This window comes from Paenibacillus luteus (genome assembly GCF_006542765.1).
GTDB lineage: Bacteria > Bacillota > Bacilli > Paenibacillales > Paenibacillaceae > Pristimantibacillus > Pristimantibacillus luteus.
The window spans coordinates 167,187-185,900 of record NZ_SKCD01000044.1 but is presented as its reverse complement, the minus strand read 5'-3'; the positions used below and the strand labels follow the sequence as shown (position 1 = coordinate 185,900).

The following is an 18,714-nucleotide window of genomic DNA, read 5'->3' as shown; positions in this document are numbered from 1 at the left end:
CGCTTCTGTCTTTCTTAGTCTAACAAGCCAGACTTAGCTTCCGTATAACGCAGCTTTAACTGCGACTTAACTCTTCACCACAGACTAAGCAGACAATTAAGGTTCCGTTAAGACAGCGCTTCGTTCATTTACAGCAAAACATGCTATGATGAGGGTAACGATACCGCGGTAGAAAGGAATTTACGAATGAACGATGCGGCTATATTGCTTGTTGACGATGAACAATCCATCCTTGATTTATTGCAAACTGTACTGCGTAAGGAAGGCTACACGAACGTAGATATGGTCATAACAGGAGAAGCGGCCATTGCTGCTTGCGAAGCCAAAACCTATGATCTGATCGTATTAGACGTCCTTTTGCCTGGACGCAGCGGAGTTGAAATATGCCCTTTTCTCCGTCAAACGACGGATGCGCCCATATTGTTTCTCACTGCTCGCGAATCCGATTTTGACAAGCTGACCGGCTTTGCGGTAGGCGGGGATGATTATATTACAAAGCCATTTAATCCGCTGGAGGTCGTTGCGCGCATTCGCTCCCATCTGCGCCGCTACTTGGCCGCTAAACATAAAGCCCTAGATTTGGCGTCTGCATCATCCGAACTCTCTTCCACCAAAACGAAGACGGTATACGATTACGGACATTTCCAGGTCGATGAAGCGGCAGGTGAGCTTCGCGTCGAGCAAAGACCGGTCGCTTGTCCCGCACTTGTCTTTCAACTGCTTCTGTTTTTGTGCAAAAACCCTAATCGCATATTCAGCAAAAGTGAGCTGTATGAATGCGTTTGGGGCGAAGAAGCGCTGCATGATGACAATACGGTTATGGTTCATATCCACCGCATTAGAGAGCGAATTGAGCCTGACCCAGCAAACCCGATCTTTATCGTAAATGTGAGAGGACTTGGCTATAAGCTTGTTCAGTCGGAAACAACGGGTTCCGATCGATTATGAACATCAAACGGAAACTCACCCTGCGCTTTGTTCTCCAGTTGGCTACCGCTGGCGCCTTCGTTCTGCTCATATCCGCCATTACCATCCTTTGGGTCCTAAACCGTTTTGTCGAAATCCGAATCTCCCACGATTTTGCTTCCATCGGCCTGGCTCAATTGGTCGAATCCTCGGAGATGGGCAAGGATGGTGTGCATTTCGATCCCGATTTGCTGGAAAGAGTCAAGAAAAACGGCGGCTGGCTGCAAAGCATTGACGAGAATGGCGCGGTCGAGCAATCTTATAATACCCCCAAGGATGTACCGAAAAAATATGCGCCCGGCGAGTTTATGTCTTATTGGATGGGAACCGCGCCGTTCCCCTACCAACTTTATCTATGGATTCAGGAGAAAGACGGAAGGATATTCACTTTGTTATACGGCGAGCAAAATGATATAGGCATGCTATTAGAAAAAATAAGCAGCAAAGGAACTTTCTCATCTGAGGAAGGACTGCTGCTGCCCGGTGACACGGCTGCCAGAATTAAGCAGCTAGGCGGCTTCGTTCAGCTTCTTGATGCAGACGGATCAGAGCTCGTCTCCTATAACCGTCCTGAATCAGCACCATCTGCCTATACGCTGCAAGAGCTAGCTCTGCGCTCTATATATAATGAAAGATACGGTTTTCATCTGGCTTCAACCTACGATAATGAAACCGGCCGCACATGGGTCGTCTGCCTTCCCAATGCTGACGGCATCGCTATCGGCAATCGTTTGTTTCTGCCCGCGGAAGAGCGTACGATTCTAATTGGCATGGCGGCCATGTTCACGGCCATATTCCTTTCATTCGTATTCCTCTCCCTGTGGCAGGCGCACCGCTTCGGAGTCCCCCTGCTTCATATGCTCACCTGGCTCGACGCGCTTGGCAAAGCCGTATATCATGAGCCCGTGAATCACCGGGGCGTCCATCGCAGCCGGATGCGATCAGGCAAATGGAGGCGTCGTTACCGTATTTTTGCCGACGTCATGCATTCCATCGATAAGCTCTCTGGTACTCTGCAGAAGGATCAGGTACTGCGTCAACAGACGGACAGCCTAAGAGAGGAATGGATCGCAGGAGTTAGCCATGATTTGAAAACGCCGCTCGTTTCAATTAAAGGTTATGCCCATTTACTTGCTGAACCGCAATATGAATGGACGACCGAGGAGGTTCGCAAGTTTTCCGGCACCATGCTGGAGAAATCTGCGCATATGGAAAATCTGATTAACGATCTTGCTCTGACTTATCGATTAAAGAGCGGGGCTCGGGCGCCGGATTCAGAGGAAATGGAGCTGAATAGCTGGCTGCGTGACATGTTAAAGCAAGCGGGAGCCAGTCCTCATTATGAGAAAGAAGCAATCCAGTTTCAGGCTGCTCCTTCCGACATCACGGTTAAGCTGTATGCCCCTTGGCTCGAGAGGGTCATTCATAATTTAGTTGCCAATGCTCTGCTGCATAATCCTCCGGGGACGATCCTTACCGTCTCAGTCGTGGCAAGCAGGGATGGCGAGCAAATAACGATTCAATTCGCAGATAACGGAGCTGGCATGGATGAAGTTACAGCGGCTCGGCTGTTCGAACGATACTATAGAGGAACCGACACATCTGCTACACCAAACGGAACAGGCCTTGGCATGGCCGTATCCAAAGGGCTGATCGAAGCCATGCATGGCCACATTCAAGTGGATACGGCTTTGGGGAAAGGCACGATCATTCGCCTCATTTGGCGCGACGCGGCCGCTCGCACTGAACACCAGGAGCAGATCACCATTGATGAATGAACGGAAAAGAAGCTGTCCTTTATTAAGGAACAGCTTCTTTTCCGTGATATCCGATATTGAGCGATCATTTTCGCAGCCATTAAGGCCTATAGTTGCGCTTCTAACCTCTCTATCGCATTCAAGATGCGGACGTCCAGCTCTCCCATGCCTCTTGTTATATTCACCTCAGAAAAAGAAGACGGCTGCAAAAAAGCGAGCATAGCCTCGATTGCCACCCGTGGATCGACGGTTTCACCGCAAGTATAGCAATCCAGTGCAGCGAAGCCCTTCTCGGGATAGGTATGAATCGACATATGGCTCTCCGACAACAGCACAAGCACCGTAGCGCCCTGTGGCTCGAATTGCTTGGACTGAACCGATAAAACCGTTGCACCGCTAGCTTCAGCAGCTTGTACCATTTGAGCGAGCAGCAAATCCGCTTCGTTTAAATGTTCAAAGGCAATTCCCCATGCATCAACCGCCACATGCCGACCATACGTTGAATATTCCACCATTTAGCACTCCCCTATTGTCATTTTGTCCGATAGCTTCTCGTATAGAGCAGGTCGGCGGTCATAAAAAGGCGCTACTGCGCCATTCGTACGGTTTTCATGTAGAAGGCTAAAGTCCAGCTCCCCCAAAACAACCTCATCCTCATTCAGCCTTCCCGCTCCGATTAAACCAGAGGCTGTAAAGGGCATATCGCATGGGGAAAATAGCCCTGCTTGGCAGTAGCCCTGGTCGATTTGTGGACGCTGCTCGGGCAGCGAGCCTACGATTCCGCTTAGCGCAACAAACAGCTGATTCTCGATCGCCCTAGCTTGGCAGCAATAGCGTACGCGGTGATAGCCATAAGCCGTATCCGTGTAAGATGGGCATAAAATCAACTCTACTCCTTGCTCTGCAGCGAATCTTGAAAGCTCGGGAAATTCAATATCGTAGCAGGTCAGAATCGCCCAGCGTCCCCATTTCGTTTCAATGATATTCAGCTTATCTCCTTCGGAGAGCGGCCATCTCATCCGTTCCTCGGGCGTCAGATGAAGCTTGTTTTGCTCCTCGATACGGCCATCCGGGAAGAAAAGGCTGGCTTTGTTCACAAACCTTTCCCCTTCTCGGCAAATATGGGTACCTCCCAAAATCATCACATTCAGCTCCCGGCTGCTTCGCTGAAAAAAAGAGCGATACTCTCCCGTATACTCGTCTAAATGCAAACATGCCTCTTCATGGGACAACTCCGGCTGAAAGCTAAGCAAATGTGCGGTCATATATTCGGGTAAAACAATCAGGTCCGCGCCATTCTCGGCTGCTTTACGAATCTTCAAAGCTAATCCAGTCCAGAACGCCTCTTCGGACGGAACATCCGAAAGGCTGTATTGCGCAACGGCGACAGTTAATATATTCATCGGGCTCTTCCTTGTCTATGAGCGAATTTGAAGGGAATAGATATCCGTTCGGCGATCGCGGAATGTGAGCACGTCAGTCGATTTGCGGTGACGCTGCAAAATTTCCATGTCCACCTCGGCCATAATCACCGTCTCCGTATTTTCACTGCATTCTCCGGCAATGCCGTCGCGCGGAAACGAGAAATCGGCAGGCGTATATACGCCTGACTGCGCATACTGAATATCGACATTATCGACATGCGTAAGATTGCCAACGGTTCCTGACGTCACTGTAAACACTTGATTTTCGATAGCGCGTGCCTGCGCACAATATTTAATACGAAGAAAGGCTTGCCGATCCTCTGCGCAGAACGGCACGAAAATGATTTGAGCCCCTTCCTCCGCGACGATTCGCGAAATTTCCGGGTACTCGATATCGCTGCTCAGCTGAATGGATATTTTGCCGCAATCGGTATCGAATACTTCCAGCTTCGAACCCCCGTTAATCCCCCACCACCTGCGTTCATTCGGCGAGATATGCAGCTTATACTGCTGTTCAATCGTGCCATCCCGCCGGAATAAGTGACCCACATTATAAATCCGGTTGTTCTTCTCAACAAAATGGGAGCCGCCGATAATGTTCACGTTGTACTTCACGGCGAGCTCGGAGAACAGCTCCACATACTGAGCGGTAAACGTCGTCAGCTTCCGAACGGCAAGGCTTGGTGAGCGCTCCTCCAAAAAAGAGAGCAGCTGCATCGTAACGTTTTCCGGAAACACCGCAAAATCCGATTTATAATCTGCTGAAACATCCACGTAATGCTCGCACTGGGTGGCGAATTCCTCGAAGGAATCGATTTTTTTCATCATATATTGAATGACACAAATGCGAACAGGAAACGAGAGCTTATAGTGCGTTTTGCTGCTGCTTATCTTATAGTCAATGTTATTCCATTCAAGCAGCGCAGCGAAGTTGTGCGAATCCTCGTCATCGGACAAATAATTCGTAATGATTCGCTTCAGCGTGAAGCCGTTCATCATTTGAAAAGTAAGCACCGGATCATAAATATTTTGCTGAAGCACCTCTTCGGCATATTCTCTTGGCGACATCTCGTCGCTATGCTTGTGATAACCCGGAATGCGACCGCCGACGATGATGCTTCTAAGGTTCAGCTTCTCGGCCAAGCGCTTGCGCGCCTCATACAGCCTTCTGCCAATCTTCATCCGGCGATAGTCGGGATGCACCATAACCTCCATCCCATACAAGCTGCCGCCGCGCGGATTATGGTTGCGGATAAAGCCGCGGTCCGTGATTTCTGAATACGTGTGCTGCTCTAAATAATCGTCAAAGTTAACGATCAGGCTTGAACAGGAGCCAATGATCTCCCCATCCAGCTCAACGCAAATTTGCCCCTCGGGAAAAATTCGAATGTGACTCTCCAAATGATCGGTTTGCCAAGGGTTCATATTCGGAAAGCAAATATGCTGCAGCGCGATGATTTTAGTAAAGTCTGCCGCTTCGATATTTCGGATGATCACTTTCTTTTCAAATTGCGAAATTTGATCGGATGTCATATAGTCTCCTCATGCAAACGTTAGTTTGACTTCATTATAAGAGGAGAGTTTCATAGCCGTATTAATGGATAGTCATCGGATTGTAAATTTTTAAGGCCATTTGGATGTAATCGTGGTTATGCCTAAGCTTGATGAGGTATGATTTAGATCAACCCCTTCAATACAGAAAAGGATAAGGTATACAGGATGGAAAAAACAAATAGAAGATCCAAGAGGACTCGGTGGTTAAAATTAACGGGGATTATGTGTCTGCTGCTTGCGATCGGCACAATTTGGCAGCATCAAATGATGCTGCGCGAAAGCAGCATGTTCTCATCGCCTGGAGAGATTTTCGCAACTAAATCATTTGATTTGCATGCCTATCGCACAGGAGAAGGAGATACAGCGGTTGTGTTTGTTGCTGGCTCCGGAACCCCTTCGGCTTATACCGATTATTATCTTTTACAGAATCAACTGCGGCCTTACGCAAGGACGGTAAGTTATGACCGCGCTGGATTTGGATGGAGTGGAGAAACTGACAGGCCAAGGTCAGTAGAAATTATGGTTGATGAACTGCATGACTCGCTTGAACAAGCCCATGAAGCACCGCCTTACTTATTGGTGGGCCATTCGCTCGCTTCGCTTGAAGTTTTACATTTTGCCCAAAAATACCCGGATGAAGTTAAAGGCATCGTACTGCTCGATGGAGGAAGCCCTGAGTTTTACGCTAAAGAATGGGAAACCAAATCTTATATTGTGAATCGGTTAGTGGCGGCTCTCCGGGTGACCGGGATTATTAGGGCATTAGGAACTGCAGGGATATTATTGCCGTTTGCTGCTGAAAACCTGCGGAATCCGCAGCTCCCTGAAGAAGTAAGAGCGATGGACAAAGCGATGTATTACAACAAAGCAGGAAATACGAGCAATCTAAGCTTCATAAGCCTAATGAATGAAAACGCGCAAATCGTTCTGGATCACGGTCATTTAAAGGAAATCCCCCTGCTTATCCTGTCATCAGACAGTGGAGCAGCATGGCGAAACGTACAGCAAGAGCTTCTGCAATGGTCCAGTAACAGCATGCAAGAGACCATCACGAATGCGAATCATTATATCCATTGGACCAACAGCGATCTCGTGTTCAACAAACTATTAGACATGTTGAACAAGGAATAATGGGGCTGCCGCAGTTCACTACGGCAGTATTCAGCATTTATTTGCTTCTCATCATACTTCTTTGGGCTCGTGCAGCTATGCGCTGCGTCGCCTTTGTATCCGATCTATCCAGCCAATCGCTGCAAATGCGTATCACCCAATCCGGATTGGTCTTGCTAGCGTCATTCAACCAATTGCCTACGGAATCCTGAACATACTTAGACGGATCGGACATAACGGTAGCCAGGAGAGGAATGGCCATCGCAGGGTTCAACTTCAGCTCCTGAATATGTTTGGCCCAAACGCCTTGAGGCCGCGTTAATTCAACTGCAAAGCGTCTAATATTGGGATCAGGATCAATGACCCACACGCTTAGCAAATAAAGCGCCCGCTTCAAATCTTCAGCAATGGGCTGCCTTAAAGCCATCCAAGCGATCTCACGAACGCCAAAATGCAGATCTGCGGCAAATACCCGAATGGCTTTTAATTTTTCTTGCAGGTTGGAACGCGCATCCAATCCGATAATATAAGCTGCCCAGCAGCGAACGCTATCGGATGAATGCGCAGAGAGCCTGTCAAATATACGGCTTGCCTTCTCATCCTGTTCGATAAGAACAAGCCACTCTTTTGCGATTGCGGGTATGACTTTCATTACTTTCGGTTCGTTTAATTGCTCCAGCCTTTGCAAGATAGCTATTGATTCGCGCTCAAGCCCGAACTCAATCAGAACGTTTTTCAGCAATAGCAAATGATCGACAGATAGCCATTCGGTTAAATTGACCGATTGCAGTTTCCCTTCCTGCAGCAGCAGCCTAACGTCAATCGGAATATCACATATTCGGATAGCTCCCTTTCGCTCCAAAAGAGTATTAGAACCTTTCCGACTGTTCTCCTTATCCATTGTAACCACACTTCCTCTGCAAGTCCGTCATTAGACGGGCGTTACCAACAGCATACAGCCTTTTGACAGGATAGGATGTAATGTGGTTTACAACTAGACTTGAGATCGCTGAATGTCAAATAGCTTATCTCTGTGAATCCAGACAGTTTTAAACCCTGTCTTGATTGCTTCTTCCTTCACCAGCTCTTGCAAGGCTACAGTTACAGCCTCTCTAGTTGCGCCTGCAAAATGAGCAATCTCCTGATGAGTCAACGATACTCCGATTTTATAATAGGCACCCTCATTGATGATGCCAAATTGATTGGACAGCTTTACGAGCGTAAACATAATTTTATGATGCAAATTTCCAAGGGCCAGGTGCTGCGATAAAAGGCTCATCGAGGCGATCCGCTCGCTCAATACGCCAAGCAATGCCATCATAAAGCGGGGATGGTTGATGAGGAAATCGTCAAACCTTGTCTTGTCCAGCAAACAGATATCGCTATCCTCGATCGTTTCAATGTAATGATCCCGCGTTCCGAACGAAATTTTAGCCATCTCGCCAAATACATTGCCTTCATTGAGGATATCTGAAGTGAACTGCTTCCCTTCGGCATTAAGCCTGTATAGGCGAACCATTCCTCTTTTCACAAAATAAAGGCCTTCGCGAAACGTATCTGGCGTTTGAATAAACGTATTCTTGGGAATCGTTGTGATAGAGGTTAGCTGATCCATTTCAATCAACTCTTCCATCGACAGCGAATGAAGCAAATTAAATTGTGATAAATATTGAATTTTATCCATACCTGCTCCTTGTTTGAATATAACCCCCCTTAGGTTGGTTGTGTTTATTATATTACTTCGCATGAAGTCCTGCCAATTTCAATGACTTAATGAATGCTAGCCGTGGCTCCATCCGTTGCTTTTCCGGTTGAACGACTTGTTTTTAAGCGAGAGCTCGCGAGCAAACTTAGGCAAATCAATACAAGATTAAGCAGCATTGCCCCAAAAATGCCATTTTCCATGAGTAGCCCGGCAGCTTGACCAATAGCAATAATTGCGCCCCCGATCCCGATAACGACACCTGGCGTGAATGAATCCGCAAACTGGAGGTTGGCGGATACCTCGCCCGATTCACCTTCTTTGGCATTTGCAAAAGCAACGGCTCCGCTAGTCGGATGAGCCAGCCCGATTCCAATCCCTGTGATCATTTGGCCGATAACGGATAGGGCAATATTAAGGTCAGGCACCCAAACGACGATGCCGATTCCTACAATCATGAGCAGCACGCCTATTCTTATTCGCTTGTGTCGGCCTCTTCCTTGATCCGCAGCATCCCAGTGGGACTGCAAATAGGATACGACACACCAGCTAAGTGCAGCGCTTGCTACGATTAGCCCCGCCAAATCTGCCGTCAAACCTTTGGTTTCCGTTAATGCCAGTACTAGAAAATTTTGCGTACTTACATAAGCCGCAAAAAATAAACCGCGCGAAGCAATGAGCGATGGCAAGCCGGTGCGCAAGCCCAGCGTACCGGCCGGAAGCAATTTCCGAAGCGGCTGCGCCATGAGCACTAAGCCAAGCAGCACCAGCATAATTCCTGCTGCGCTTGGAAGCATGCCTAGACCGCTTAAGAAAAGCCCGGTTCCAATCGCAAGCAGGATGGACAGCAAGGTCGCTCCTCTGCCGTTTTGCTTTTGAACGCTGGGAATTTTCAACTTTCGGAAAACAGGCAGGCTTAAGAAGGTTGCGAGCACCAGAAACGGAAGCACACCCCAAAACACGAATCTCCACGAAAATTGCTGAGCGATGACACCGGCAACGTATGGACCAATCATAGAAGGCAAAACGTACGCGGTTCCGAATGCTCCTAATATTTTCGCCCGCAGCTCATCAGGATAGCTTAATGAAATCGCCGTATAAACACAGGTCATCATCGCACCAGCACCAAATCCCTGCAAGGCACGCGCTGCGATCAGTATAATCATATCGCTAGCCATGGCTGCCGCTACTAACCCAACAGCAAACAAGGCAATCGCTGCCGTGAATGGCATGGCGGGCCCTCTCCTGTCAATCACACGTCCAACGACCAGCGTTCCGATAATTTGCGCTAACAAGTACGCACTAAAAATCCAACCATAAAGCGCCATTCCTTTTAAATCATTAGCAATCGCCGGCGCAACCGTCGTTACGGCCAAGCCTTCGAATCCAACAGCCATTACAGCCAAAATAATCCCAATCGTCAAAGCAACATAACGTGGTCCAAAAATACTTTGTTTCTCAGTCATCATGCCTGGCCTCCCTAAAATCTGCGATTTATGTATACGTTGTATCCGGATACTTTGTAAACATATTTCTTTACAAAATCAAATATAAGGTTTTATTTTGACTTAGTCAACTTTTTTCTTTACAATGTTAATAGATCGTTTCATCCACTTTTCTATAAAAAGAAGGTGCCGTAGCATGGCAAAAACAACCACAGCTTCCAAAGAAGGAATGGCAATACGAACGAAACGGGAGATCATCAAGCTGCTGAAGCAAGAAGGCGCTTTAGACGCGCTTCAACTAGCCAAGCTGCTTGGATTAACAGGCATGGCCGTGCGGCAGCATTTATATAATCTGCAAGAGGAACGACTGGTCGCATTTGAAGAGGAAGCGAGACCCATGGGCCGTCCAGCCAAAATGTGGAGACTAACGCCTGAAGCAAATCGCCTCTTTCCTGACGGTCATGCGGACCTTCTCGTGAGCATGATTGAGTCCATGCGGGAAGCCTTTGAAGAAGAAGGCTTGGAAAAAATGCTGGAGATCCGCAACCGCAAGCAGATCATCCAATATTTAAGCAAAGCTCCCTCCGACCTTCCGTTGAAGGAGCAGTTGGAAGCACTTGCGCATGCGCGCACGGCTGAGGGATACATGGCGGAAGTGATCGACAACGTTGATGGATCCTATAGCTTTGTGGAGAAGCACTGTCCCATCTGCGAAGCAGCGAAAGTATGCTCCGGCCTTTGCAGCAAAGAGCTGGAGATGATTCAGCAGGTGCTTGGGGAGGATGTTGACGTGGAACGCAAATCGCATATGCTGACGAACAGCAACCGCTGCGTTTATTCGATCAAGCCTAAGGGCAGCGCAGTGCTTTAAGTAAACTTTGTTTGCATCGAACATGAAAAAAACGCCGCTTCCAAACCATAACCCCCGGATACATGATCGGGGGCGCATGGTTGGAAACGGCGTTTTTATTTTCAAGTAGAGTGATGAGTGCCGGAAGACGGAAGCTGCATATAAAGAGACATGGCTGCGGAACCATCTATTGCCTAACGTGCCGTCCTCCCCAAAAGGCTCAGAAGCGCTTCGGGTTCACGCGTCGTTATGGCATCAACACTCATTTCGATAAATTGCTGCATAAGCTCTTTTTCATTGACGGTATAGACCCAGACCTACAGGCCAATATGGTGAGCCGCTTCTACCATGAAAGGACGGCAAGTCGTCCCCTTCATGTTCAGCCCGCTGTATCCTCTTTGCTTCGCTTCCTGGCATGCCGTTTCTGCGTACCTCTCATAGTTGTCTAATTGTTCCGGCGTAAGTTCAACGGGGGTATTCAGCATGACTTGAATATCCGGATAGGTCTCCGTAATCGATTCCGAATAACCCGTAATGTACGACCGCTCCTGCGCCCTGTATTTACGAATCAATGCGATCGTGGGTTCAATGCTTGCAGCCGATTTGATATCCAAATTTAGGTTAATGCCGAGCGGCTCGGCTGCCCGGAAAATTTGCTCTAGCGTTGCGATCTCATGCTCCTCGTAAGCCGTATTCAGCAGCACTCGCAAATGGGGCTGATTCCATTCCTCATAGGAATGCAATAGAAGTTCAGGTGTGTCGTCATGCATAAGAATGGCACTCCCATCCCTCGCTACAACAATATCAACTTCTACAATATCAGCGCCAGACCTTACGCCCTCCACAAAAGACGCCATCGTGTTATCAGGACTCTCACCGCAGCCCGTATGCGCGGCGGCCAGTGTTCGGTACATATAACCCACCTCATTGACTATAAATTTTGACATTACACCGTTTTAGCGATATTATAACGATTTTCCATTCCGGTGATCAACCCTTACTTTTGCAAAAAAAATCCCTGAATAGCCAAATTGTTATTAATCGAAAATAGAAGAAGCCCGCTCACCATGAGCGGGCTTCTTCTGTATAATAAAGAATCAATTAGCCATTCGCTTTCCGTTTGTCTCCTTTGGCAGCCCTAACCGACAAAACGCAGCATAGGAACAATACAATGGATGCTGAAATATATGGAAAATTAATATCGATATCAAAGAGAAACCCTGCAACGATCGGGCCAACGATGTTCCCCAAGCTGGTAAATGCCGAGTTCAGCCCTGCCAGATAGCCTTGCTGCTCATTTGCCATTTTGGAAATTTGCGTACCGATAGCCGGTCGCAAAATATCAATCGACAAAAACAAAACAAAGGTAACGGCCAAAATCATCCAGTAGCTCTTCGTGAACAGAGTGAGCAGTACAAACAGCCCAGCCGTAAGCAAAGAAGCGGATATAACATTGCGCTCTCCAAATCGGTTTAAGATCCATCCGAATATAGTGACTTGTACGACAGCACCGGCAATTGAGCCAAACGTAATAATAATGGCAATGTCTTTCGCGGTAAAACCAAACTTTTGATCCACAAACAAACCAAATACCGTCTCATAATTCGCTAATCCAAAGGAAGCAACCAGCACGATAATCAAGCTTAAAAAATATGGTTCCCGGTAGGAACGCAGCAGCTGCGAGGCAAAACTGGTCTCCGTCGCTTCCCTCAGCTTGGCGCTCTTCTGTACTTTCCTTACCCCCGAGTCCGGTAAAATAAATATGGTTAACAGGGCTGAAATCACACCTGCAATACCTGCGGCATAGAAGGGCACACGAGTGCCGTATTCAGCTAATATCCCTCCTATACCAGGACCAATAATAAACCCGGTCGTAATAGCCGCGTTAATATAGCCCATCCCTTTGGCTCGTTCCTCTACCGTCGTTACATCTGCGATGTAAGCCATAACGGATGGCATAATAAGAGCTGCACCAATCCCACCCAGCATGCGTGCTGCAAACAAATACACCGGTTCGCTGACCATCCCGAATAAAAACTCCGAAATGGCGAAAATAATGACTCCGAACACGATATTCTTTTTCCTGCCGTAGGTATCGGACAGCCTGCCCGCCAATGGCGAGAACAAGAGCTGCGTCAACGAAAAGGCGGCAACCATCAACCCAACGATGCTGCCATTCAAATGCAGCTCTCTCATATAAGTAGGCATGACAGGTATAACAAGCCCGATGCCGATAAATACTAGAAGAATATTAAACATGAGGAGAAGCACGGCTCCCCTATTCCTTAACAACAATGCCATCATCAAAACCCTCTCATCACTTTCAAATCATACTGAATGTTCGGTCTGTATTCAGGCGGCAGTACACATTCCATCATTGCTTATGGAATTGCCCGCCGTTACCTTATTATTTTTCTTTCGCAACACCATATAAAAAGACCTTCACGGCTGCATGATACAGCTGAAGCGCCTCCTCCGGCTTGTTTTTACGACGCGACATTTGGCCAAGTCCCATAAAGAAACCTTCAAAAACAATCGCCAGCCTATCTACGTTATCATCCTTAAATTCCCCTCTGTTTATTCCCTCCTGCAGCAATTCTTTATTGAATAACAAATGCCGATCCACCATAACCGCCATCCGCTCATCAACTTCATTGGTCTTCTCTTCATTATTGAAAAACTCGTCAGCTGCTTTTGTCAGTGGATGATTCAGATCATCAAGAACCATTTGCTCAGCAATCCCGAACAGCTTGTCTACCGTTGTATGGTACGAGTTCTCCTTCTCCCGCCATTTCCGTTCCCACTCCAAATCCCATTCGTCAAGCAAATAAAGAAACAATCCTTCCTTGCTCTTAAAATGGTAATAGATATTCCCTTTACTGCTGCCTGTCGCATCGACAATATCTTCAATGGAGGTTCCCTTATAGCCTTTCTGAGCAAACAGTGCTCTAGCCGCGTCAGCAACTCTTTTTTTAGTAAGCTCGGTTTGCATTTGTTTTTTGTTCATTCGCCCACACACCTATTCGGAGGTTATTTCTTCCCTCTATCGCAAATAATACTGAACGTTCGTTTTGTATTATACCAGTGGATCAAGACCGATAGCAACCTTTATCAAAAAAAGAAGCTCTTATGCCCCTTTATGGATAAGAGTAATAAGAGCTTCGTCTATTCATTAGCTGGGGCTTTTCGGTGTTTCAAGAATAAACCGAAGCTGGCCTCATGGGGAAGTAAACGCTGTAGGCTTCATCCTTTATTTCATACAACGGAATAAAACGAATGCCGCACTCCTGGCCTTTCGTGCGATAATATCCGGAGTTCCACCAGCTATGGTTTCTTTCCCGGTCCGGGACCAGCAGCGTGTCCAATCGCTCGGGATTGCCAGCGAGTCGCCTTTCTTCCGCTACTAATCCTGCCAAGACGATTGGACCATCCAGGAAAGCATAGGTGTCTGGCTCGCCTGGAAGCTGCTCCGCTGTTAACGTCTTCGGCAGCTCCACCTGAATATGGTCCCCATCTGCCCATTCCCGCTCCAACACAGCATACGTGGATGGCTGCCAATCGCCTACCTGCAGCACGCCATTAACATAAATCAAGGCTTTGCCGTTTAGCCACCATGGCAGACGCAGCTTCAAGCCAAACACTTTATTCGTAGAGAGGGCTACGTTCATTTCATACTTAAATCGATCTGGGCGATGTACAGGAATAGGCGGCTGATCCACTTTCGTTATTGCCGTCATGCCTGCCACGTTCCAGGAATTCAGCGGGTATAACCCATGCTGTCCGTCTTGTTCGATGGTCAACGTCAAGGCTGCATCATCAACCTTTGTCGTTAAGGACGCGGGCAGCCACTGCAGAATAGCAATCCCACCCTCATCCTTTAAAAAGATTTGCTCGTCATAAGAAGCATTCGCTTGCACGAGTGTACCGTGACAGCACCAGAAATGCTGCGTCGGCGAGCCCCATTTTTTGCTGCTGCCCGCTCCTATGCCAAGAAAATAGGAGATCATGCCCGTTTCGCTATGTTGATGAGCAAGCACGCCATTTATGAAGCGGCGCTCCCAATAATCCGCATACGCAGGATTGCCTGTCCAGCGAAGCAGCACATGCGCCAGCCGCATCATATTGTAATTCACGCAATGCTCCTGTCCCACGCCCATCCTTGTCATATTTCCGGCAGGCATCCAAAGCTCCGCATCATCTGCGGCTCCGGTTACAAGATAACCACGGTCCTCAACTGCGCATTTCCAAAATGCTTCAACGATTTGGCGATAACGCCCCTCTCCTGTCACCTCCCATGCCTTAGCCGCACCCAATATCTCCGGAATCTGAGTATTCGCATGCTTGTTGGTCAACGCATCTTCGCCTGCTATCAAGGCATCAAAAAAACGGCGTCGGTCATAACGGCTGATGAGCTCTCGATGCTTCACATCCTTGGTTAGCCCATAGAGATCCGCCCAAGTCTCCAGCATGCCTCCCGTTTCCTGATCAAGCAGATCGTCCATTTGCTTGCGCGAGAACGTATCCGTCCACTCATAAAACCATGCCGCCATATCGACCATGACCGTTAGCGCCTGCTCATTCCCTGCCAACTGGTGCATCTCATAGAGCCCCATGAGCAGCTTATGAACCGTGTAATGCGGTGCCCATACCCATTTGCCTTTTACAATCCGGTGCATATAGGTTTCTGGAAAAGCAGCCAGCCAACCGCTGCCGATCGCTTCCTGGCATCTGGCCAATTCAGTGACGATGAAATCAGCTTTCGCTTTTACAAGGTTATCGCTTGTTTGGCGATAGATGCGTGCAGCAGCCGATAACCAGTGGCCCATCATATGCCCGCGCAGCTCGCAGGTTGGCGACTCCCAACCCCAATGCCATTGTTCAGGGCCATCCATGCTGGTAGCTGTGGCGCTAGTCGTTCCCCCGTTTCCGCTGTAGCTCCATAACCCTGCTTCCAAATAAAAATTCCGCAGCAAATTTTCATTCGTCAGGCTCATCACATATTGTTTATTTAATTGAAGCCGTGCTTGCAGTGGTCCCTGATTAAGCCTCACGCTTCCATTTGGAAAATCCTTGAGTTTGAAATGGTTCATTCGAGATAGCCTCCCTTTTTTTATTCGATAGCCTTATCGTATAATGAAGGGGAATAAAGAAAAATGCACAAACCCTCAGATTACCTATACTTTTTTTGGTTTTAACATCTTATTCAAAGTTCAAAAATCGGACGTCGGAGGCGAAGAATTCATCATGAATGGTCAAGTCTATTTAAGCGCCGACCGCATCCCTTTAATAAGGGATATTGGGATGAGCCATACGGAAGCTGCTTATACGCATCCCGATCGCATTGCCGACTATGATGTCTTTCTGTTTGTCGTTCGCGGCTGCATGCAGGTCATTGAGGAGGGAGTGGAATATTTCGTTGGAGCGAATGAGCATTTATTTTTGAAAAGAGGAATGCATCACTGGGGTCTTCCCGCAACAGCACCCGGCACATGCTGGTATTGGATTCATTTCAATGTCCCATTCGATGACGGAATTGTATATCGTGAGCACCCGCCGTTGCCGGAAATTGATTACTACCAACCGGATCATTACCACTATGTAATTCCAATGCCAAAGTACGGAACATCACCCTTTCATTTAGGATTGGAAACACGCCTGAAGGCTTTAACCTCGAATTATCTCCTACCTGCCAATCATGGCATGCTGGAGATAAGCTTGCGGGTCTGTCAGCTGTTTCTTGAATTGCAGAAGGAATTTCAGCAAAAGGAGAACGGGCTGCAAACAGGAAAATCAGATGTAATCGCTGGTCGGATAATCGCTTTTTTGCTGCAGCATCTTGAAGAGGACTTTGATTCAACAAGCATTGCCATCCATATGAGGCTAAACTATAGTTATCTCTCTGCCTCCTTTAAGAAACAGACGGGACAAACGATTGTGGAAGCGCATGCCCGCCTGCGAATGGGAAAAGCGATTGAGTGGATGAGAAATACCTCTATGAACGTATCGGAGATCAGCGAGCGGCTTGGCTACCGCAATCCTTATTATTTTAGCCGCGTATTTAAGAAAGTGCTGGGCGAACCTCCCTCTTCTTATATGAGCCGATTCTATAAGACATAAAAGATTTTACAATTTATTTAACCTTATATTTTTAGGAGGATATCGAACATGGATCATATTGATAAACAAATTTTGTTTCATCTTCAGAAACAGGCAAGAATTTCGATGACCGAGCTAGGAAAAGCTGTCGCACTATCCCAGCCTGCCGTAACAGAAAGAGTCCGGCGTATGGAGGAACAGGGAATTATCGAGGAATACCGTACGATCCTCTCGCCAGAAAAGGTTGGAAAAGGCGCAGCAGCCTATATGTTGTTTCGTACTAGGGATTGCCATGCCTTTCTTGATTTCATCCAGACAAGTCCCGATGTGATCGAATGTCACCGCATCAGCGGCGAACATAACTATTTATTGAAAGTAATGACCGATTCCACACGCTCACTGGAGGAGTTTGGCAATCAGTGCGACAAATATGGCACCTATACTATTCTGATTGTCATGTCCTCTCCCATTGACCATAAGTTCCTTATTCCCATGCTCGATCAAGCCAGTGAACGATGAGATCAAAATAGACCTGATCAACGATTTGAGCGTGGGAAGCCGTAGGCCTTGGCACGCCACGCAATGATCCAAGCCAGCAGGAGCAGCAGCGCCAATGCCCAAGGGAATGAGCTTACTCCAAGCGTTTCCAGTAAAACGGCTCCTATGAGACCGCCCCCTCCGATAGCCAGATTCCAAACGGTGACCAGCATGGACTGAGCCACGTCCGCATTCTCGCCAGCCGCTTCGGCTACGGCCGTCTGCAGCAGCGTCGCTGCTCCGCCAAATGTTATCCCCCATAAGCCAACTGCTGCATAAATAACTACGGCGTGCGTGCTGCCAAGTCCAAGCATGATGGAGCTTAACACAAAACCGCCAATGCTGATTAATACCAATTGCCGCTTCATGCGGTCTATCCACATCCCTGTGATCCAAATTCCGATCACGGACGTTATTCCGAAAATAAGCAGAACCACATCTACCCGCTGGGAAAGACCCAGCTTCGCAGCATATGGAGCAATATAGGTATATAAAATGTTATGGGCCAGCACCCAGCCAAGTACGACAGCCAATACGGGACGCACACCCGGCATAACGAACACTTGAGCTAACGGGACTCTGCTTCCTGCGGGTTGCCCAGGCAGATTCGGAAGCTTCAAGAACACTAAGGGAATGAGTACAACGGTCAGAAGCGACATGATTCCGAGAACCGCTCTCCAGCCTATCATTCCGCCAAGCGCTGTTCCAGCAGGGACACCAAGAGCCAAAGCGAGAGGGGTACCCACCATAGCTACCGCCATGGCGCGGCCTTTAAGCGCATCAGGTACGATACGTCTGGCAAAACCAGCGGCCATTCCCCACAATACGCCGGCAGCGACGCCTGCTAGGAAACGGGCAGCTAGCGTGAGTACATAGCTCGAAGACAAAGCCGTTACCGAATTGAATACTAGAAAACCAATGATGCACAGCAGCAGCAGCCGTCTTCTTCCCCAGCCGCGTGTCGCTGCAGTTAGCGGAATTGCAGCCAGCAGTGAGCCGAGCGCATATAATGTAATGAGCTGGCCGGCGAGTGCTTCTGAAATGCCAAGGCCAGCGCTAATTTGAGGGAGCAAACCTGCTGGAATCGTCTCGGTAAGGACGCCAATAAATACTGCCATGGCTAACGTCAGCAGGCCAGCCCACGGGAAACGATCAGCAGCTGGCATTATGGCGTCACGCTGATCCTTAGATGCAATATGATGGTTCATGCTAATAACAACTCCTATCCTTTTATGCCAAATGGTTGAAATCTGGCTTCCAAGCCAATCCTCGC

17 protein-coding genes are annotated in these 18,714 nt (G+C 48.0%); 6 read left to right on the top strand and 11 right to left on the bottom strand.

Annotated features, from left to right (window positions below):
* The first annotated feature begins 186 nt into the window (after positions 1-186).
* Complete coding sequence (locus E0496_RS26860) at positions 187-948, top strand: response regulator transcription factor (protein WP_141504877.1); 762 nt, start codon at positions 187-189, stop codon at positions 946-948.
* Positions 945-2,744 (top strand): sensor histidine kinase, encoded by a 1,800-nt coding sequence (locus E0496_RS26855; protein WP_141504876.1) that lies wholly within the window; start codon positions 945-947, stop codon positions 2,742-2,744. The genes E0496_RS26860 and E0496_RS26855 overlap by 4 nt, the downstream gene beginning before the upstream one ends.
* Before the next feature lie 86 nt (positions 2,745-2,830).
* Here the strand turns inward: E0496_RS26855 and speD are convergent, their stop codons facing one another.
* From speD to E0496_RS26840, 3 genes are read right to left on the bottom strand one after another with little or no spacing between them, the layout of a single operon-like run.
* The gene (gene speD, locus E0496_RS26850) at positions 2,831-3,235 is read right to left on the bottom strand and encodes an adenosylmethionine decarboxylase (RefSeq protein ID WP_141505052.1); all 405 of its coding nucleotides are present in this window, start codon (positions 3,233-3,235) and stop codon (positions 2,831-2,833) included.
* A 3-nt stretch (positions 3,236-3,238) separates the two neighbouring features.
* Positions 3,239-4,126, bottom strand: a complete 888-nt coding sequence (locus E0496_RS26845) for a carbon-nitrogen hydrolase family protein (protein ID WP_141504874.1) — start codon at positions 4,124-4,126, stop codon at positions 3,239-3,241.
* A gap of 15 nt (positions 4,127-4,141) precedes the next feature.
* Positions 4,142-5,680, bottom strand: a complete 1,539-nt coding sequence (locus E0496_RS26840) for a bifunctional GNAT family N-acetyltransferase/carbon-nitrogen hydrolase family protein (RefSeq protein WP_141504872.1) — start codon at positions 5,678-5,680, stop codon at positions 4,142-4,144.
* Between the two features lie 186 nt (positions 5,681-5,866).
* Here E0496_RS26840 and E0496_RS26835 point away from each other — a divergent pair, with 186 nt between their 5' ends.
* Complete coding sequence (locus tag E0496_RS26835; RefSeq protein WP_141504870.1) at positions 5,867-6,832, top strand: alpha/beta fold hydrolase; 966 nt, start codon at positions 5,867-5,869, stop codon at positions 6,830-6,832.
* 37 nt (positions 6,833-6,869) lie between these two features.
* Here E0496_RS26835 and E0496_RS26830 read toward each other — a convergent pair whose 3' ends face one another.
* The 3 genes from E0496_RS26830 to E0496_RS26820 all read right to left on the bottom strand — a co-directional run bounded on the left by E0496_RS26830 (position 6,870) and on the right by E0496_RS26820 (position 9,982).
* Positions 6,870-7,712, bottom strand: a complete 843-nt coding sequence (locus E0496_RS26830; protein WP_141504869.1) for a DNA alkylation repair protein — start codon at positions 7,710-7,712, stop codon at positions 6,870-6,872.
* 93 nt (positions 7,713-7,805) lie between these two features.
* Positions 7,806-8,495 (bottom strand): Crp/Fnr family transcriptional regulator, encoded by a 690-nt coding sequence (locus E0496_RS26825; RefSeq protein WP_141504867.1) that lies wholly within the window; start codon positions 8,493-8,495, stop codon positions 7,806-7,808.
* 86 nt (positions 8,496-8,581) lie between these two features.
* Complete coding sequence (locus E0496_RS26820; RefSeq protein ID WP_141504865.1) at positions 8,582-9,982, bottom strand: MFS transporter; 1,401 nt, start codon at positions 9,980-9,982, stop codon at positions 8,582-8,584.
* A 172-nt stretch (positions 9,983-10,154) separates the two neighbouring features.
* Between E0496_RS26820 and E0496_RS26815 the strand changes: the two genes are divergently transcribed.
* Entirely contained in the window at positions 10,155-10,829 is a 675-nt protein-coding gene (locus E0496_RS26815) for a helix-turn-helix transcriptional regulator (protein ID WP_206669878.1), read from the top strand.
* A 296-nt stretch (positions 10,830-11,125) separates the two neighbouring features.
* On the opposite strand, the gene E0496_RS26810 is transcribed toward E0496_RS26815, so the two are convergent.
* The 4 genes from E0496_RS26810 to E0496_RS26795 all read right to left on the bottom strand — a co-directional run bounded on the left by E0496_RS26810 (position 11,126) and on the right by E0496_RS26795 (position 15,898).
* Positions 11,126-11,755, bottom strand: coding sequence for a glycerophosphodiester phosphodiesterase (locus E0496_RS26810; protein ID WP_141504864.1), 630 nt, complete (start codon positions 11,753-11,755; stop codon positions 11,126-11,128).
* Between the two features lie 154 nt (positions 11,756-11,909).
* Complete coding sequence (locus tag E0496_RS26805) at positions 11,910-13,109, bottom strand: MFS transporter (protein ID WP_141505050.1); 1,200 nt, start codon at positions 13,107-13,109, stop codon at positions 11,910-11,912.
* 106 nt (positions 13,110-13,215) lie between these two features.
* A complete protein-coding gene (locus tag E0496_RS26800) occupies positions 13,216-13,815 on the bottom strand; it encodes a TetR/AcrR family transcriptional regulator (protein WP_141504862.1) in 600 nt (199 codons plus the stop codon).
* Between the two features lie 187 nt (positions 13,816-14,002).
* Entirely contained in the window at positions 14,003-15,898 is a 1,896-nt protein-coding gene (locus E0496_RS26795) for a beta-L-arabinofuranosidase domain-containing protein (RefSeq protein WP_141504861.1), read from the bottom strand.
* A gap of 154 nt (positions 15,899-16,052) precedes the next feature.
* On the opposite strand from E0496_RS26795, the gene E0496_RS26790 reads away from it, so the two are divergent.
* Both E0496_RS26790 and E0496_RS26785 read left to right on the top strand, forming a co-directional pair.
* Positions 16,053-16,925: an AraC family transcriptional regulator gene (locus E0496_RS26790; RefSeq protein ID WP_141504859.1), complete on the top strand. Its 873-nt coding sequence runs from the start codon at positions 16,053-16,055 to the stop codon at positions 16,923-16,925.
* Between the two features lie 48 nt (positions 16,926-16,973).
* Entirely contained in the window at positions 16,974-17,423 is a 450-nt protein-coding gene (locus E0496_RS26785; RefSeq protein WP_141504857.1) for an Lrp/AsnC family transcriptional regulator, read from the top strand.
* 17 nt (positions 17,424-17,440) lie between these two features.
* Here the strand turns inward: E0496_RS26785 and E0496_RS26780 are convergent, their stop codons facing one another.
* Positions 17,441-18,649, bottom strand: coding sequence for an MFS transporter (locus E0496_RS26780; RefSeq protein ID WP_141504856.1), 1,209 nt, complete (start codon positions 18,647-18,649; stop codon positions 17,441-17,443).
* Between the last annotated feature and the right edge of the window lie 65 nt (positions 18,650-18,714).

Bases quoted from the DNA above. Each gene is read 5' to 3' on its own strand.
- E0496_RS26860 (WP_141504877.1), top strand. From the start codon at position 187: ATGAACGATGCGGCTATATTGCTTGTTGACGATGAACAATCCATCCTT.
- E0496_RS26855 (WP_141504876.1), top strand. From the start codon at position 945: ATGAACATCAAACGGAAACTCACCCTGCGCTTTGTTCTCCAGTTGGCT.
- E0496_RS26845 (WP_141504874.1), bottom strand. From the start codon at position 4,126: ATGAATATATTAACTGTCGCCGTTGCGCAATACAGCCTTTCGGATGTT.
- E0496_RS26840 (WP_141504872.1), bottom strand. From the start codon at position 5,680: ATGACATCCGATCAAATTTCGCAATTTGAAAAGAAAGTGATCATCCGA.
- E0496_RS26835 (WP_141504870.1), top strand. From the start codon at position 5,867: ATGGAAAAAACAAATAGAAGATCCAAGAGGACTCGGTGGTTAAAATTA.
- E0496_RS26830 (WP_141504869.1), bottom strand. From the start codon at position 7,712: ATGGATAAGGAGAACAGTCGGAAAGGTTCTAATACTCTTTTGGAGCGA.
- E0496_RS26825 (WP_141504867.1), bottom strand. From the start codon at position 8,495: ATGGATAAAATTCAATATTTATCACAATTTAATTTGCTTCATTCGCTG.
- E0496_RS26820 (WP_141504865.1), bottom strand. From the start codon at position 9,982: ATGATGACTGAGAAACAAAGTATTTTTGGACCACGTTATGTTGCTTTG.
- E0496_RS26815 (WP_206669878.1), top strand. From the start codon at position 10,155: ATGGCAAAAACAACCACAGCTTCCAAAGAAGGAATGGCAATACGAACG.
- E0496_RS26810 (WP_141504864.1), bottom strand. From the start codon at position 11,755: ATGTCAAAATTTATAGTCAATGAGGTGGGTTATATGTACCGAACACTG.
- E0496_RS26805 (WP_141505050.1), bottom strand. From the start codon at position 13,109: ATGGCATTGTTGTTAAGGAATAGGGGAGCCGTGCTTCTCCTCATGTTT.
- E0496_RS26800 (WP_141504862.1), bottom strand. From the start codon at position 13,815: ATGAACAAAAAACAAATGCAAACCGAGCTTACTAAAAAAAGAGTTGCT.
- E0496_RS26795 (WP_141504861.1), bottom strand. From the start codon at position 15,898: ATGAACCATTTCAAACTCAAGGATTTTCCAAATGGAAGCGTGAGGCTT.
- E0496_RS26790 (WP_141504859.1), top strand. From the start codon at position 16,053: ATGAATGGTCAAGTCTATTTAAGCGCCGACCGCATCCCTTTAATAAGG.
- E0496_RS26785 (WP_141504857.1), top strand. From the start codon at position 16,974: ATGGATCATATTGATAAACAAATTTTGTTTCATCTTCAGAAACAGGCA.
- E0496_RS26780 (WP_141504856.1), bottom strand. From the start codon at position 18,649: ATGAACCATCATATTGCATCTAAGGATCAGCGTGACGCCATAATGCCA.